Source organism: Dorea sp. AM58-8 (assembly GCF_003464045.1).
Classification (GTDB): Bacteria; Bacillota; Clostridia; order Lachnospirales; family Lachnospiraceae; genus Claveliimonas; species Claveliimonas ammoniilytica.
The window spans coordinates 96595-112314 of the sequence record NZ_QSDM01000004.1 but is presented as its reverse complement, the minus strand read 5'-3'; the positions used below and the strand labels follow the sequence as shown (position 1 = coordinate 112314).

Annotated in this window: 15 protein-coding genes; 6 read left to right on the top strand and 9 right to left on the bottom strand. The window is 43.9% G+C overall.

Translation table 11 applies throughout. The features are described 5' to 3' along the window. Window positions 1-312: 312 nt before the first annotated feature. From DXA18_RS04875 to DXA18_RS04850, 6 genes are read right to left on the bottom strand one after another with little or no spacing between them, the layout of a single operon-like run. Entirely contained in the window at window positions 313-945 is a 633-nt protein-coding gene (locus DXA18_RS04875) for a hypothetical protein (RefSeq protein WP_118382934.1), read from the bottom strand. A 51-nt stretch (window positions 946-996) separates the two neighbouring features. After that, on the bottom strand, window positions 997-1839 hold the full coding sequence (locus DXA18_RS04870) for a KilA-N domain-containing protein (RefSeq protein ID WP_118382933.1): 843 nt from the start codon (window positions 1837-1839) through the stop codon (window positions 997-999). A 53-nt stretch (window positions 1840-1892) separates the two neighbouring features. Then, the gene (locus DXA18_RS04865) at window positions 1893-2186 is read right to left on the bottom strand and encodes a hypothetical protein (RefSeq protein WP_118382932.1); all 294 of its coding nucleotides are present in this window, start codon (window positions 2184-2186) and stop codon (window positions 1893-1895) included. Next, on the bottom strand, window positions 2186-3895 hold the full coding sequence (gene rlmD / locus DXA18_RS04860) for a 23S rRNA (uracil(1939)-C(5))-methyltransferase RlmD (protein WP_118383024.1): 1710 nt from the start codon (window positions 3893-3895) through the stop codon (window positions 2186-2188). The genes DXA18_RS04865 and rlmD overlap by 1 nt, the downstream gene beginning before the upstream one ends. Window positions 3896-3926: 31 nt before the next feature. Continuing rightward, window positions 3927-4883: a 3'-5' exoribonuclease YhaM family protein gene (locus tag DXA18_RS04855; RefSeq protein ID WP_118382931.1), complete on the bottom strand. Its 957-nt coding sequence runs from the start codon at window positions 4881-4883 to the stop codon at window positions 3927-3929. 57 nt (window positions 4884-4940) lie between these two features. Next, the gene (locus DXA18_RS04850; protein ID WP_118382930.1) at window positions 4941-6233 is read right to left on the bottom strand and encodes a S1C family serine protease; all 1293 of its coding nucleotides are present in this window, start codon (window positions 6231-6233) and stop codon (window positions 4941-4943) included. A gap of 124 nt (window positions 6234-6357) precedes the next feature. Between DXA18_RS04850 and DXA18_RS04845 the strand changes: the two genes are divergently transcribed. The 4 genes from DXA18_RS04845 to DXA18_RS04830 all read left to right on the top strand — a co-directional run bounded on the left by DXA18_RS04845 (window position 6358) and on the right by DXA18_RS04830 (window position 11477). Continuing rightward, window positions 6358-8733 (top strand): endonuclease MutS2, encoded by a 2376-nt coding sequence (locus DXA18_RS04845; RefSeq protein ID WP_118382929.1) that lies wholly within the window; start codon window positions 6358-6360, stop codon window positions 8731-8733. Between the two features lie 53 nt (window positions 8734-8786). Next, entirely contained in the window at window positions 8787-9488 is a 702-nt protein-coding gene (locus DXA18_RS04840) for a response regulator transcription factor (protein ID WP_118382928.1), read from the top strand. Window positions 9489-9499: 11 nt separating this feature from the next. After that, complete coding sequence (locus DXA18_RS04835) at window positions 9500-10948, top strand: sensor histidine kinase (protein ID WP_118382927.1); 1449 nt, start codon at window positions 9500-9502, stop codon at window positions 10946-10948. 100 nt (window positions 10949-11048) lie between these two features. Next, window positions 11049-11477, top strand: coding sequence for a sugar transporter (locus tag DXA18_RS04830; protein ID WP_118382926.1), 429 nt, complete (start codon window positions 11049-11051; stop codon window positions 11475-11477). 112 nt (window positions 11478-11589) lie between these two features. Here DXA18_RS04830 and DXA18_RS04825 read toward each other — a convergent pair whose 3' ends face one another. Continuing rightward, entirely contained in the window at window positions 11590-12816 is a 1227-nt protein-coding gene (locus DXA18_RS04825; protein ID WP_118382925.1) for a substrate-binding domain-containing protein, read from the bottom strand. A gap of 272 nt (window positions 12817-13088) precedes the next feature. Here DXA18_RS04825 and DXA18_RS04820 point away from each other — a divergent pair, with 272 nt between their 5' ends. After that, a complete protein-coding gene (locus DXA18_RS04820; protein ID WP_118382924.1) occupies window positions 13089-13259 on the top strand; it encodes a DUF362 domain-containing protein in 171 nt (56 codons plus the stop codon). Window positions 13260-13442: 183 nt separating this feature from the next. Further along, on the top strand, window positions 13443-13808 hold the full coding sequence (locus DXA18_RS04815) for a hypothetical protein (RefSeq protein ID WP_118382923.1): 366 nt from the start codon (window positions 13443-13445) through the stop codon (window positions 13806-13808). A 110-nt stretch (window positions 13809-13918) separates the two neighbouring features. Here the strand turns inward: DXA18_RS04815 and dnaB are convergent, their stop codons facing one another. Both dnaB and rplI read right to left on the bottom strand, forming a co-directional pair. Continuing rightward, a complete protein-coding gene (dnaB, locus tag DXA18_RS04810) occupies window positions 13919-15262 on the bottom strand; it encodes a replicative DNA helicase (RefSeq protein WP_118382922.1) in 1344 nt (447 codons plus the stop codon). 10 nt (window positions 15263-15272) lie between these two features. Then, a complete protein-coding gene (gene rplI / locus DXA18_RS04805; RefSeq protein WP_118382921.1) occupies window positions 15273-15719 on the bottom strand; it encodes a 50S ribosomal protein L9 in 447 nt (148 codons plus the stop codon). Window position 15720 lies beyond the last annotated feature (1 nt).

Below are 15720 nucleotides of genomic sequence, written 5' to 3'. Positions count from 1 at the left end.
TCCAAAATCAGATACATTATCAACGTGAACGAGTCACTATAGCGAAATCATCATTCCTCATCTTTGCCATTTATAATACGGTAGTAATCATCCATATCCACGCCGAGTTTTACCGTGGTATCTGGTTTTCGTTTGCCCAAAAGGCACACAGTTTCAACGGTATTACCAGATTCCAACAAAATACTTTATTGATCTAGGATTTCACAAACTAATCGACCTATAACTCGTATTAAATCCTTTGTCATCCAAATTAATAGTTGTGTGTTTTATACTCTCTTGCTTAAATTCGTAATCGACATACCAGCCTAAAAATCATCTCCAGAAAAATGTATAAACAACTTCTTCTTTACTCGGCATAACTGATTCAGATGGCAGTTCTTTACTAAAACACTCTAAATATAGTTTCCGCATCAAACACAGCCATTCCTCTAGTTCCTTCTTATCTATGTGATTCATTACAGAAGTCGGATCAACCCGGACATATGACATAACACTCTTTTTATCTAAATGTGCAAAAAATTTATCCCGATATATCCGAATCACTCTAACCATCACACTGTTGTCCAGTTTATAACGTATTTCCTGGATAGTATTTAATATTTCTTTATTGCTACGAAATAACTGCTCAACCTGATTTGTGGCTTTGAACAAAGAATATTCTTTACTGTCGGCAAAAATCTTGTTTAATCCCAAAACTACTCTGTACACTAACGATTCATATAGCGTAGTCCTTACAGTGGAATACTCCGGTACATCTTTGTCATGTACTCTTTTATTCCATTCCTTATCTACAATGTTAAAAATATATATTGCAGTCTGGATGTCTCTTAATTCATTAAACAAAAGATTTATATGCACATCCAGCCATTCATTATTGCTTGCAAATTCGTAATCATAATTTGGATTATCGCGTTCAAATTTAAAATTATTATCCATTTTTCTCAATTATAATTTTTCTCTGACATTTAAGTTACTAAAATTCAGTCTGTTTTTCTTCTATTTTTCTTCCAATTTCGGCAAATTATTTAAGTTTACCGTTTGCAATGTTTGCAATTGCTGCACTGCCAACTGTCGAAGCAATTCCATCCGCTCTTTCTGATTCTTTTCCTGATTAATTAAAATCGCATTATAACTTTCCAGATTCGCAAGTACCAGTAATTGATTCAGCGTTGCTGCGTCTCGCATATTCCCTTTCACTGTTGGATTTTCATCTTTCCATTGCTTCGCAGTCTTTCCAAACAAAACAACATTCAACATATCCGCTTCATTCGCATAAGTATACACTATCTGTGCGGGCGTTAATTCTGGGGGAATGAGGTTTTCTTTAATTGCATCTGTATGTATCCTGTAATTCAACTTAGAAATTTCTCTATTCAAATTCCAATTCAAAGATAAGCGACTGTTTTCGTCTGTCTTTAGACGCCTATAGTCTTTCATAATATAAAGCTGAAACTCAGGAGAAATCCATGTTGCAAAAGACATAGCGATGTCGCTATGGGCATACGTTCCTCCATAACGCCCTGCCTTAGAAACAATACCGATGGCGCCTGTCGCTTCGATCCATTTCTTAGGTGACATTGTAAAAGCATTCGCGCCAGCCTGTTTTCTAAACCCCTCGAATTCGAGGGGTTTAAAATCTGGATTATGCAGCCTTTCCCAGAGACCTAAAAATTCTATCACATCCCGATTTCTCATCCAGTTTTGAATAACTGCTGTCGGATCATCGCTCTTATATCGGGCAATATCCGTCAAGGAAATAAATTCATTTTCAAAATCCTGCGTATAAATTCCAATATCAACTCCAGCCGCATGAATTGTATCTTTAATTATTTTCCCCATTGTACCTCCCATAAGCAAATCATAACATTTTGAAACACCGTATCTTTTTCCCTTTAAGAGAAATCTACTGAGTAACTATCTTCATCTTCCCACATTTCCCGATATGCTTCAATATAATTCCTAATACAACCGGGATATACGTCCAAATACTTTCTACATACCCATTTGTACAATCCCAGGATTTTTTCATCACACGCAAAGTCTAGTAAATAATCTAACAAATGTGACAATTCATCTTCCGATACAGTTCTGCTGCACACATCTTCAACTAACGGCAAATAAACCTCATAAGCTTTCTGATGTAATTGAACTATCCGCTCTGCAAACCGGCAAATATTTTCATCCATTAGATTTCCTCAAAATACTTAAGTGCCTCCGTTATCGCTTCCACCTTTTCTTTCGGCGGACGTTTCCTCAGCTGTTTCAATTCCTCTGTCGCATTAGGCGCATCATACATTGTCAGTCCCAAAGACCTTTTTACCTCCGCAATATAAGCGGTATGTACCTTAAACCCATACTTCTTCTCTACATATTCCTGTATCATTTTATATGTAATTTTCGGTTTCGGTTGATATTTCTTTGCTCGCTCTGCAATCGCATCCAACGATATTTTATCATCGCCTTCTCCAAATTCCACTTTTACATTGATAACACTGTCTGGTGATTTGTGGGACAGAAGCACGATACTTTCCACATGAACCGACATCGGAAACATATCTGTCGCCTTCACTTTCCTGATCTCATACCCGTTCTCCCGCAGATACTTCACATCTCGTGCCAGTGTTGCAGAATCGCAGCTCACATATACAATCCTCTCCGGCTCCATCTGAACCATGGTATCAAGTACACTCTGTTCGCATCCTTTTCGTGGCGGATCGACTACGATCACATCTGCGTGCGCATGTTCTCCCGGGTGCTCTTTGGTATAATCCGCATAGTATCCCGGCAGCACTTCTTCTGCCTTACCCACGAAAAATTCAGCATTAGGCAGCGCATTGATCTCTGCATTCTTTTTCGCATCGTCAATTGCCTGCGGAATGATCTCTACACCATAGACCTGTTCCGCTTTCTGTGCAAGGAAGAGAGAAATGGTTCCGATTCCACAGTACAGATCCCACACGGTCTCGTGACCGGTAAGTCCTGCATATTCTAATGCGGTTCCATACAGCACCTCGGTCTGCACCGGATTCACCTGATAAAAAGAAAGCGGTGATATCTGGAACTTTACTTCTCCGATATAATCTGTAATATACATCTGCCCCCACAGAAGCTGGATCTTCGTTCCCATGATGACATTCGTCTTCTCGCGGTTGATGCTGCAGGTAATACTCGTCATCCCCGGTATTTTTGTAAGCCTCTCCACCAGCTTCTCACTGTGTGGAAGTGTCTTTCCATTGATAACGAGGCAGACCATGATCTCGCCTGTACGGAATCCATAACGGATCAGTACATGGCGCACCAGTCCACTGTGATTTTCTTCATTATATGGTTCGATATGTTCCACCTGCATAAATTCCAGAATTGCGTCCAAGATTTCTTTATTCTCTTTTACCCCCAGTACGCAGTCACGCTCCGGCACCGGAATGATCTGGTGTGTCCTGCCTGCATAGAATCCGGCAGTCAGCTTTCCATCACGGTCTCTGCCAATCGGAAACTGTGCTTTATTGCGATAACGGAACGGCTCTTTCATTCCTGCTGCCGGTTCCATAATCTCATCCAAAAGTTCCTCTGGAATACCGCCCAGTCGGATCAGATTGTTGCGCACCTTGTTATGCTTAAATTCCAGCTGTTTCTCATAGTTCAATGCCTGTATCTGACAGCCTCCGCATTGTCTCGCCACCGGACAGACAGGCTCTACTCTATCTTTTGATGGCTGCAATATCTTCATCAGGCGTGCATAACCATAATGCTTCTTCGCCTTCATGACCTTCACTTCTGCCACATCACCAATAACCGCATCCTTCACAAACAGCGTATAGCCGTCTACCTTACCGATGCCTTCGCCGCCGACACCCATATCTTCAATTGTAACTGTTGTCAGATCATTTTTCTTCATACTCATCGTCTATTTATATACTCTTATCCGTCTACTTTTCCAGACTGCTCTTTCTGAGATTTGTCTCAAACAGTCGGTTATATCCAGTCCATTCTTTATCTTTCATATTCTTGCTGTCTTTGAAGATCTCAGTCAGCGTCTCCATCTTGGCATCTGCACAGTCTGCAAAGTTTAGGGCAAACGCTTCCGGCAATGCCGGTTTCTTCGGCGAGCCATACTCCAATTCTCCATGATGTGAGATGATGCAGTGCTTCAGTTCATTGGCCAGCTTCTCCGGAAAATCCGGGATCTCACGAATCGCATCATTTACCATCTCCACGCCAATCACAATATGTCCTAATAACTGTCCTTCATCCGTATAATCATTCTTTGGAAATGCAGACAGCTCTTTCACTTTGCCGATATCATGACACATTGCTGCGGTATACAGCAGATCACGATTCAGGATTGGATATGCGCCAACCATGTATTCACACATCTTCACAACACTTAATGTATGTTCCAGAAGTCCTCCTGCGAATCCGTGATGCACACTCTTCGCTGCGGAATGTCCCTTAAACACCTTTACAAATTCCTGATTATTTACGAAATAATACTCCACCACCTGTTTCAGATAAGTGTTGCCGATCTGTTTCCCGTAATTCAGAAGTTCCTGGTACATGGTGTCTTCATTCTTCTCAGTCGTCGGCATGTAATCTGCCGGATTATATTCATCCTCATATGCCTTGCGGATCTGACGGATATTCAACTGAAGGGCATTATTATAGCTGGTCACTTCACCGAACACCTCGATAAAGTCCAGCTCATCATAATCTGCGATCCCACTTGAATTCGGATCCCACACCTTACCATCCAGCGTGCCGGTCTTATCCTGCAAGATCAGATTGTCATATGGCTTGCCATTTCTCGTCTCCGCCGAACGCTTCCCTTTACACAAATACACATTACGAATTGTCTCGCCCTCACAGAGGGTATTGATATATCTCATGATAAATTCTCTCTTTCTATTATGTTCTTCTAATTTTATAAATGCTCATAACAGGTCTCATCTGAAGCTTCCTACAGTCACATTATACTGCACATCCACATAACCATCGGTTCCCTTCCGCATTCCCTTCACACGAATGCTGTCACCGGTCTTCTGCTTCATCAGCACTGTATGATATGCCGACAATGTTGTCACCGCTGTCTTAGCAACTTCCGTGATCACATCGCCGCTCTGGATACCTGCTTCCATAGCCGGTGAATCTGCTTCCACTTTCTGCACATACACACCTCGTGGTATTCCCTGGTCACTGGCAATTTCCTCCGTAACAGACACGCCGGTAATTCCAAGATACGGTACCGTCTCACCATTTGACAGACATTCGATCATCGCTTTCAGATCCGAAATCCCATACGCTGTTACCGTTGCCATATCTTCATCTCTGGCTGCTGCATCGATCATGCCAACGACCTCGCCGTTTACGTTAAATAATGCACCTGTTCCATCCGATGTACCGGAAATGTCAGTGCCGATTACCTGGTATTCCCCATCGGTACGGTTCTTTTCTGTACCGGATGACGCAATAACTCCATAACCGATAGAATCTCCATAACCAAACGGATCACCCATAGCAATAACCGTATTCCCCTGTTCCGCAGTTCCTGTACGTCCAAGAGTAGCCACCTGTATCTTCTCCGCCGTAGACGCCGCAAGACTGCTCTTATGCACTGCATACACAGCATATCCAAGTGTTCCGTCGCTCTGCTTCACACCTGCCTCATAACTTCTGCCGTCTGCAAATGTCACTTCTACAGCTTCTTCCCCCTGACATACTCTGTTGCTTCCAAAGACCAGGTATTCCTGACCATTATCCGCTATGATCACGCCAGTTACGCTATCCGTACCCGCCGCATCTGTCTCATCTGCTCCTGTTATATTCTCCGCATCAACGGTGTCATCTGCAGCTACCGATATTCTGGCCATGCTGTATTTTGCCTTGTCAGCGATCTCTGTCAGGGCTGCACTCATCTCCCGGTAATGATCCATGCTCACTACAAGTGACTGTTCCTCCTCAGCTGTGGCTGTATTCCCTTCATCTTCCTCTTCTTCCGGAATTGTTATCTCATCAGGATCTCCAAGCATCAGATCTTCTGCCCATGGTTTTAGCGCAAAAAAACCAAGACTGGCCGCCATACCAAATACCAGTCCCAGAGCTGCACACTTTATGATCGTACTTTTTCCGATTCTGCCCCGCTTCTTCTCGTCCTTCAAGGTCTCCTGCAGAAACTCATATTCTTCATGTTCTGTCCCGGATTCACCATCTCTGTCTCGCGGATCACCGTGGTTCTCCATGCTGTTCGTCTCCTTTAACAATTCTGCTATCAGTATACAATATTGCAGAATAATGTTCAATATTTATCCTTTTCTTTAAACCTCAAATACGTTAGAATAAAAAGGAATTAACAGGAGATGTAATATGAATAAGAAAACACTTACCAAACTGGAATTTTATAAAATCACAGAGCTTCTCATGAATGAAGCCACCACACCGGGTGGGCAGCGCAAATGCCGCAATCTCAAGCCTTCTACAGATCTGACGAAGATTGAGTCCATGCAGGAAGAGACCGCCGCTGCATTTACCCGTATTGTTAAAAAAGGACATCTGTCTTTCAGTGGATGCTATCCGATCGAAGAATCTATGAAACGCCTGGAAGTCGGAGCTGCATTAAATGCTGCCGAGCTTCTACGTATCGCCAAGGTGCTTACCGCAGCCGGAAGAGCCAAAGCCTATGGACGTCATGAGACCATCGAAGAACTTGCCGACTGTCTGGACAGTTATTTTGATATGCTGGAACCGGTATCTCTTCTTTCTACCGAGATTGACCGTTGTATCATCAGCGAAGACGAGATCAGTGACGATGCCAGCAGCACGCTGAAGCAGATCCGCCGTCAGATCAGCGCAATGAATGACCGTGTACACTCTACATTGACCGGTATGGTCAATGGTCCACTCCGCACTTATCTGCAGGACGCTATTATTACCATGCGTGGTGACCGTTACTGTATCCCGGTCAAAGCCGAATACAGATCTAAGGTGTCCGGCATGATTCATGATCAGTCTGCTACCGGTTCTACACTTTTTATCGAACCTATGGCAGTTGTAAAGCTGAATAATGATCTGAAAGAATTATATGGCAAAGAACAGGAAGAGATCCAGGTGATACTTGCCCGGCTTAGTTCTGATGCCGCTGATTATATGGAAGAGATCCGCACCGACTATAAGGTCATGACCGAACTGGATTTCATTTTTGCAAGAGGAAGCCTGGCACTTTCCATGAATGCCAGCCGACCGGTCTTTAATAACGAACGACGCATTCTGATCCGGGAAGGTCGCCATCCATTGATCGACCGCAAAAAGGTTGTGCCGATCACCATTTCTCTGGGTGACACCTTTGACCTGCTGATCGTAACAGGACCAAACACAGGTGGTAAAACGGTTTCGCTGAAAACGGTCGGACTTTTTACCCTGATGGGACAGGCAGGACTCCACATTCCGGCACTTGATCGCTCAGAACTCGGTATCTTTGAAGATGTCTACGCAGACATCGGTGACGAGCAGAGTATTGAACAGAGCCTCAGTACCTTCTCTTCTCACATGACGAATATTGTTTCATTTTTAAAGAAGATTAAAGACGATTCTCTGGTACTCTTCGACGAACTTGGTGCCGGAACCGATCCTACCGAAGGCGCTGCTCTTGCCATCGCGATTCTGAGTCATTTACATGCTCAGGGCATCCGCACCATGGCGACCACTCACTACAGTGAACTGAAGATTTTTGCGCTCGAGACACCGGGCGTAGAAAATGCGAGCTGCGAGTTCGACGTTGCAACGCTCCGGCCAACTTACCGTCTGCTGATCGGTATTCCGGGAAAGAGTAATGCATTTGCCATTTCCAAAAAGCTGGGACTTCCGGACTATATTATCGAAGATGCCAGAGCGCATCTGTCCAGCGAAGCAGAATCCTTTGAGGATGTCTTGACGGATTTGGAAGCCAACCGCCGATTAATCGAAAAAGAAAAAGAAGAAATTGCATCTTACAAAAGGGAGCTGGAACGCCTGAAGAACGAGACCGCATCCCGCCAGAAGAAGTTAGATGACCAGCGTGACCGCATCATCCGCGAGGCCAACGAAAAGGCTCACGCTATCCTGTTGGATGCCAAAGAGACTGCCGACGAAACCATGAAGAATTTCCGCAAATTCGGCAAGGAGAACATCTCTGCTGCTGAGATGGAAAAAGAACGAGAACGTCTCCGCAAAAAGCTGAAGTCTACCAGCAGCAAGGTAACATTGGAAACTGCCAAACCAAGAAAGAAACATAAGCCTTCTGATTTCAAGCTTGGCGAATCTGTACGGGTTCTCAGCATGAACCTGAACGGTATTATCACTTCTCTTCCGGATGCAAGAGGCAATCTTCATGTTCAGATGGGTATCCTGAATTCGCAGGTACACATGTCCGATCTGGAGATCATCGAAGAGCAGCCTTCTTACTCTGCCAAGGGTCTGCAGCGCACTTCCAAGGGCAAGATGAAAATGAGCAAATCCTTCTCCGTCAGTCCTGAGATCAACCTGTTAGGCAAGACAGTGGATGAAGCAGTCGCAGAACTTGACAAATATCTGGACGATGCCTATATTGCACACCTAAGCCCGGTACGCATCGTACATGGCAAAGGTACCGGCGCACTCCGCAATGGTATCCATGCTTATCTCCGCCGCCAGAAGCATATCAAAGAATTCCATCTGGCTGCATTTGGTGAGGGTGATGCAGGTGTAACAATTGTCGAGTTCAAATAGCGAAGTACTCTGACAACATTTATCATAAACTCAAATAGTGGGGAGAAATAATTATGGTTAGCAAACAGAAAATACTGATCGTTGACGACGATGAAAATATTGCAGAACTGATCTCACTTTATTTAGCAAAAGAATGTTTCGACACCAAGATCGTTCACGACGGAGAAAGTGCTCTGCTCGCATTTGATGCGTGGAATCCGGATCTGATACTTCTGGATCTGATGCTTCCGGGCATTGACGGTTATCAGGTATGCCGTGAGATCCGTGCCCATTCGCAGACACCGATCATCATGCTTTCCGCCAAGGGCGAGGTCTTTGACAAAGTGCTCGGTCTGGAACTGGGAGCCGATGACTATATCATGAAACCATTTGATTCGAAAGAAATGGTCGCCAGAGTCAAGGCCGTACTCCGCAGATATCATCCTGCAAAGCCGGAAATTCCTGCTGACAGCAACAGCAAATGTGTGGAATATCCGGGACTTGTGATCAACCTGACCAACTATTCGGTCCAGGTAGACGGAGAGACCGTAGACATGCCTCCAAAAGAACTGGAGCTTCTCTATTTCCTGGCTTCCTCACCAAATCAGGTATTTACCAGAGAACAACTCCTGGACCACATCTGGGGTTATGAATATGTCGGTGACACTCGTACCGTAGACGTACATATCAAACGTCTCCGCAAAAAGATCAGTGATCACCCATCCTGGAATCTGGGAACCGTATGGGGCATTGGATATAAGTTTGAAGTCAAATAAGGACGCGCGTTATGAATAAAACACCTTCACACACCGGCAGTACGCTGCGATTAAAAATATTGGCAATTTATATCATATTTGGATTTCTGGCAATATTCACTACATCCATTCTGGTATCCGGTTATGCCCTTGATAAGCTCACGGACTATACCGCATCCCGGTTATATAAAAGTGCTAATGTTACCGCATCACAGTATCTGCCCAAATATTTTAATGAAACAATTTCCTTATCGGAAGTCCGCACACAGCTCAGTGGTATCGAATCCTACACGGATGCTGCCGTCTGGCTGGTAGACGCAGAAGGGAATCTGATCTGCAGCAAATCTCCGGATGACTACCCGGATGCGCCAACCGTCATTCCTGACTTTGACCCAACGGAAAATGTCGGAAGTATCTGGCAAAAGGGTGATTATCACGGTTGTTTTACCGAAGATGTTATTACAGTTATTGCTCCTGTCACTCAGGATTTTACAACCAAAGGCTATCTTCTGATCCATCAGAATCTGGACGAGATCAACGCTCTGCAGAATGCGCTGCTCCAGCGTGTATATATTGCCCTGATCATCATCTATCTGTTGTCATTTATGATCTTCCTGGCATTTGAACTGCTGGTACACCGACCACTGGTTGAGATCACCCAGGCGGCTACACAGTATGCATCCGGCAATCTGAACTACGAGATTCCGATCCGCACCAGTGATGAAATGGGATATCTGTCGGCATCACTCAACTATATGTCTTCACAGCTTCGGGATATGGAGAACTATCAGAAGAAGTTCGTGGCCAATGTCTCCCACGATTTCCGTTCCCCTCTCACCTCGATCAAGGGCTACATAGAAGCCATGGCTGATGGTACGATTCCTCCGGAAATGCAGAGCAAGTACCTGAATATTATTTTATTTGAAACAGAACGACTGACAGATCTGACGAGAGATCTTCTGGAGTTAAATGCATTTGACACACAGGAACTTCTGCTGAACCGGGAATCTTTCGATATTCATGATGTGATCCGTTCCACTGCTGCCTCTTTTGAAGGCACATGCACACAGAAGAAGATATCAATCGAACTGGTTCTTGCCACCAGGCATTTGTCCGTATTTGCTGACAAACACAAAATCCAGCAGGTGCTCTACAATTTGATCGACAATGCGATTAAGTTCAGCGATCCGGACTCTATTATTACAGTTGAAACCACCGAACGCGGCGAGAAAGTCTTCGTATCTGTCAAGGATAACGGAGTCGGTATTCCGCGTGATTCGCTGAATAAAATATGGGAACGTTTTTACAAGACAGATTCTTCTCGTGGCAAAGATAAAAAAGGAACCGGACTTGGTCTTTCCATCGTAAAGGAATCCATTCAGGCTCACGGTGAGAATATTAATGTAATCAGTACGGAAGGTGTCGGAAGTGAATTTACCTTCACCCTTCCAAAGAGTAAAGATAGCGCACACTGGTCATAGAAATTATCAATAATTAAGCTTTTAGTATGATAAAAATCAATTGGCTTTTATCCCTCCTAAGAACTATACTAATAATAGTATGAATAAGGAGGTATGTAATATGTCTATTACAGCTGAAACCGCGCAGGCTCATGCAAAGGATCCTGCCGTATTATGTTGCCGTGCAGAGGCTGGTATTACAATTGAGCCAGCTAACCTCGAGGATCCGGCTATTTTTGACGAACTGGTTGATTCAGGTCTTCTGAACCTTGATGGAGTACTTACAATCGGACAGGTACTCGGAGCAACTCTGACTAAGACAAGTGATTCTCTTAGTGCTCTGACTCCTGATAATGTAAAAGGCTACAAAGAAGCCGGCGCAGTAGAAGAAGCTGCTGAAGAAGCACCGGCTGAAGAGTCTGCTCCTGCTGAAGCAGATGCTCCTTCCGTAAGTGGAAGCGTTCAGGGAATGGTTACTACCATCAAAGGTGGAAAAGTAGTCATCTCTATCAAAGAAGGAAAAGATATCTATCTGGAACTTCCTATTTAGTATTATATTAGCTCATTTTAGTTTATTTCACATGTGTAGCAAAAAAGGTGCGGGCAAATGCCGCACCTTTTTCATATCACGCTCTATCTTCATTCTGACCGGTTATATCCGGCTATTTCTCTGCATACAGAATATCTTGTACTGTCCTATCTTCTATATTATCCGGCGTTACCCAGGTATACCCCGTGTTAACATTCGCTTCATTTCCCATATTCAGAACACATCTTGCTTCTGCCACAACCGTTGCATACCCCATACCATATGGATTCTGAACGATCATCCCTGCGATTCTGCCATCTTTCATCGCATCGATCTCTTCCTGATCCGCATCATATCCCATGATTACAACATCCTTCATGTCTTTTCCTTCACATGCTGTCAAAGCCTGCATGGTAGTGTCTCCATTGGTTGCAAAGATACCTTTCACATCCGGATTCATCTCCAGAATATAATTATAAATGTCTTCATCCGTAATCTGTGCGATTGCATCATCGAGTGCCGTCTGCTGTTCCTCATCAAGTTCCTGACCTTCCACTGGCACAATATCAAGCTGCTGTTCTGCGATCGTCTTCTTTATATCATCGATCTGATCCATGTAATATGGACCTGCCACCGACATATTCGGATGATTATTCTGAATCTCTGCAATAAAATTATTTACTCTTTCCTGCGAAGTCAGGGACTTGCTGTCATGAGCGATCACAACAACCTGTCCGGCATCTCCAAGGCTCTCCACCATATGTGTCGCTACTTCTGTGGATGCTTTCGCATTATCCGTCATTACACTGGCCATGATTCCCTGATAATTACCCACAGAGTCAAATGTTATCAGCGGGATTCCGTTCATAGTCGCCAGATCAAACTGCACTTCACAGGACTTGGAATCTACTATTGCGATTGCCAGTGCCGCCGGATATCTGTCCAACTCTTCATCCAGAATACTGACCTGCTCATCCACATCGTCTGACTTACCAGGTCCACTGTATACTACCTTGATCTTATCCGAACCTTCATACCCAAGTTCTTTATTCAGATCAGCAACTGCGTCCTCGGCACCTGCTTTGATCGTTTTCCAATAGGTCTCAGAACTGCCTTTACCAATGATCGACAAATATGTACCTTTTTCCAGCTCTAATCCATCCACATTACCATATGCTGCCGGATCAATCAGATCCAGTTTCGCCTGCTTTGCCTTTTCAGCCTTCTCTTCAGCAGTCTCTTTCTTCTCTCCATTCTGCTGGGTCGAAGATGTATCCGCTTTCTCTGTCTGCGTACTGCATGCACATGTAAGCATTGCCATGCATATACCAAGCGCCGCTACTCTCCATCTCTTTTTCATGCTATCTCTCCCAATAACTATTTCTTCTTAATCTGCCGATGTCGTATAGGTAACTCCTTATTACGTGTATCCTCTGACATCACATAATATGTTATACACCAAAACTGTGAAAAAGTCTTGAAAAATTTCTTAAAAAATTTATTAACATTGACTTTGTATCTGTTTTTAAGCAGGATTTAGCTTGTATATTTCCCTCATTTGTATTATGATTAACTAAAGCTGAGGTATTCAGCCATAATGATTATCACATATTATATAAGGAGGTACTTATCATGGCATACGTAATTAGTGACGAATGTGTTTCTTGTGGTGCTTGTGCAGCTCAGTGTCCTGCAGAAGCTATCAGCGAAGGAGATGCTCATTTCGAAATCAACCCAGATGCATGTCTTGACTGTGGTGCTTGTGCAGATACATGCCCAATGTCAGCTATCTCTGCTGAGTAATTTCGCAAGAATAATAAAGAGTAAAAGCAGCCTGTTCGCAATTGGACAGGCTGTTCTTTTTTTGCCGCAAACCTTCCATTGTCACTTCCTGTCAGCCAAATCTATTATCTTCCCGACTCCCTTTGACAAATGCTTCCGTTTGGACATGTTATACTCTGTCTACATGAACTAAGGGGGGATTATATGGGCAACGTATTAAATACATTAAGCAGCGCAACGAAAGAAGATGCCAAGCTTTATAACTGCATCAAAGAACTATATGACCAGGGTGTGCCGTTTGAAGAGCTGAAAGCTCTGATTCCGGATATGAAACGCACCCGAGAACAACTCCGCATCAAGCGTATGCTGGAAAACAATAATGAAATGCTGGTGTCTATGATTACCAAAGAAATGTCTTTTCTTCTGGATGCCAAAGAACGCCAGCAGGAAGAAGAATTCCGTAAGCTTGACCAATTGATCCGCCAGCAGCAGAATTACCGCAAAAATGCTGCTCACAGCAGTGCTGTAACAAGACTTCGCAGGCTTCTGCTTCCCGGTACATCAATATAGATCATCATTCTTTTACTCGATACAGTACGCAAACGGGGCCATGATTAATCAAACAGTTTTGATTACTAATAAAATCTGTTTGATTAATCATGGCCCCAAAAACATATCTGTTAATTCTTTTCCCAGGTAAGATTGGCAAATTTTGTGTAATCCGGCAGCCATGCCAGATTCACTGTACCAATCGGACCATTTCTCTGTTTAGCGATGATGATCTCCGCCTGATTCGGTGTCTCTGTATCCTTATTATAATAATCATCACGATAAATAAACATTACCACATCGGCATCCTGCTCGATGGCTCCTGACTCTCTAAGGTCAGAAAGCATCGGCCGGTGATCCGGTCTCTGCTCCACTGCCCGGCTCAACTGCGACAATGCAATGACCGGCACATTCAACTCTCTCGCCACTGCTTTCAGTGAACGAGAAATATCCGAGATCTCCTGCTGTCTGGAATCACTTCTACCGCCAATACTGCCACTCATCAACTGCAAGTAGTCGATAATGATCAGGTCAAGGCCGTGCTCCAGCTTGAACTTACGACATTTGGAACGAAGTTCTGTAACTGAAATACTTGGTGTGTCATCGATGATCAAATGTGACTTACCGATGATTCCGGCACTCTCGATCAATTTCTCCCAATCGGCATCTTTCAGATTACCCGTTCTGAGACTCTGAGAATCCACCTGTGATTCCAATGAAAACAGACGGTTCACCAACTGTTCCTTTGACATCTCAAGACTGAATACAGCTACATATCTATCGCTCTTGAATGCCACATGCTGGGCGATATTCAGAACGAACGCAGTCTTACCCATAGATGGACGCGCCGCCACAAGAATCAGGTCTGACGGCTGCAATCCGGATAATTTGTAATCCAGATCCAGGAAACCTGTTGGAATACCCGTTACCGTTCCTTTATTTTTAGATGCTTTTTCAATCTTCTCTAATGCATTAAGTACAACGTCCTTAATCGGGACAAAATCGCCTGCATTACGATTCTGCAGCAGTTCAAACACCTTTTTCTCAGTCATTTCCAAAATCTCTTCCATCGGCTGAGAAGACACATAACAGGTATTAGCTATCTCTTCATTTAACTTGATCAGCTTACGCAGGACCGATTTCTCATATACGATCTGCGCATAGTATCTTACATTGGCAGAAGTCGGCACAGCTGCCACCAGCTCGCGGACAAATTCCAGACTAGATATCTCTTCCGGTACATCCTTTTCTTTCAGGCGTTCCTGAAGTGTGATCAGATCTGCCGGCTTGCCTTCATTAAAAAGTTCTACCATGGATTCAAAGATCACACCATATGAAGTTTGATAAAAATCCTGCCCTGTAATGATCTCTGACGCTGTCAGAATAGCCTCTTTGTCCATCAGCATGGCTCCGACTACTGACTGCTCTGCCTCAATACTGTGAGGCAGCACCCGCTTAATCAGCGCTTCCTCCATGGCGACCTCCCTACTCTTCTACAACGTGTACTTTCAGTTCTGTAGTTACCTTTGGATGAAGCTTAATCGGTACATTGTGTACGCCAAGGCTCTTGATCTGTTCTTTTAACTGAATCTTCTTCTTATCGATCTTCAGACCGAGCTGCTCCTCAGCCGCCTGCGCAATCTCTTTGGAAGACACGGAACCAAATACCTTACCGCCCTCACCGGTCTTAATAGACACTTCAATCTTGCCTTTAGCAAGCTGTTCTCCCAGTTCTTTTGCTGCTTCCAGATTCTCCTGTGCCACTTTATCTGCATTAGCCTTCTGAAGCTTCAGATCATTCATATTCTTGCCATTAGCTTCAATGCCTTTCTTCGTTTTCAGAAGAAAATTCCTCGCATATCCATCATTTACATTTACTACATCTCCTTTTTTGCCAAGAGACTTTACATCCTCTAATAAGATTACTTTCATT

Excerpts from the sequence above, each read along its gene's own strand:
- DXA18_RS04835 (WP_118382927.1), top strand. The coding sequence starts at position 9,500 with ATGAATAAAACACCTTCACACACCGGCAGTACGCTGCGATTAAAAATA.
- DXA18_RS04845 (WP_118382929.1), top strand. The coding sequence starts at position 6,358 with ATGAATAAGAAAACACTTACCAAACTGGAATTTTATAAAATCACAGAG.
- DXA18_RS04850 (WP_118382930.1), bottom strand. The coding sequence starts at position 6,233 with ATGGAGAACCACGGTGATCCGCGAGACAGAGATGGTGAATCCGGGACA.
- rlmD (WP_118383024.1), bottom strand. The coding sequence starts at position 3,895 with ATGAAGAAAAATGATCTGACAACAGTTACAATTGAAGATATGGGTGTC.
- DXA18_RS04815 (WP_118382923.1), top strand. The coding sequence starts at position 13,443 with ATGGGCAACGTATTAAATACATTAAGCAGCGCAACGAAAGAAGATGCC.
- DXA18_RS04825 (WP_118382925.1), bottom strand. The coding sequence starts at position 12,816 with ATGAAAAAGAGATGGAGAGTAGCGGCGCTTGGTATATGCATGGCAATG.
- DXA18_RS04830 (WP_118382926.1), top strand. The coding sequence starts at position 11,049 with ATGTCTATTACAGCTGAAACCGCGCAGGCTCATGCAAAGGATCCTGCC.
- rplI (WP_118382921.1), bottom strand. The coding sequence starts at position 15,719 with ATGAAAGTAATCTTATTAGAGGATGTAAAGTCTCTTGGCAAAAAAGGA.
- DXA18_RS04840 (WP_118382928.1), top strand. The coding sequence starts at position 8,787 with ATGGTTAGCAAACAGAAAATACTGATCGTTGACGACGATGAAAATATT.
- dnaB (WP_118382922.1), bottom strand. The coding sequence starts at position 15,262 with ATGGAGGAAGCGCTGATTAAGCGGGTGCTGCCTCACAGTATTGAGGCA.
- DXA18_RS04870 (WP_118382933.1), bottom strand. The coding sequence starts at position 1,839 with ATGGGGAAAATAATTAAAGATACAATTCATGCGGCTGGAGTTGATATT.
- DXA18_RS04855 (WP_118382931.1), bottom strand. The coding sequence starts at position 4,883 with ATGAGATATATCAATACCCTCTGTGAGGGCGAGACAATTCGTAATGTG.
- DXA18_RS04865 (WP_118382932.1), bottom strand. The coding sequence starts at position 2,186 with ATGGATGAAAATATTTGCCGGTTTGCAGAGCGGATAGTTCAATTACAT.
- DXA18_RS04820 (WP_118382924.1), top strand. The coding sequence starts at position 13,089 with ATGGCATACGTAATTAGTGACGAATGTGTTTCTTGTGGTGCTTGTGCA.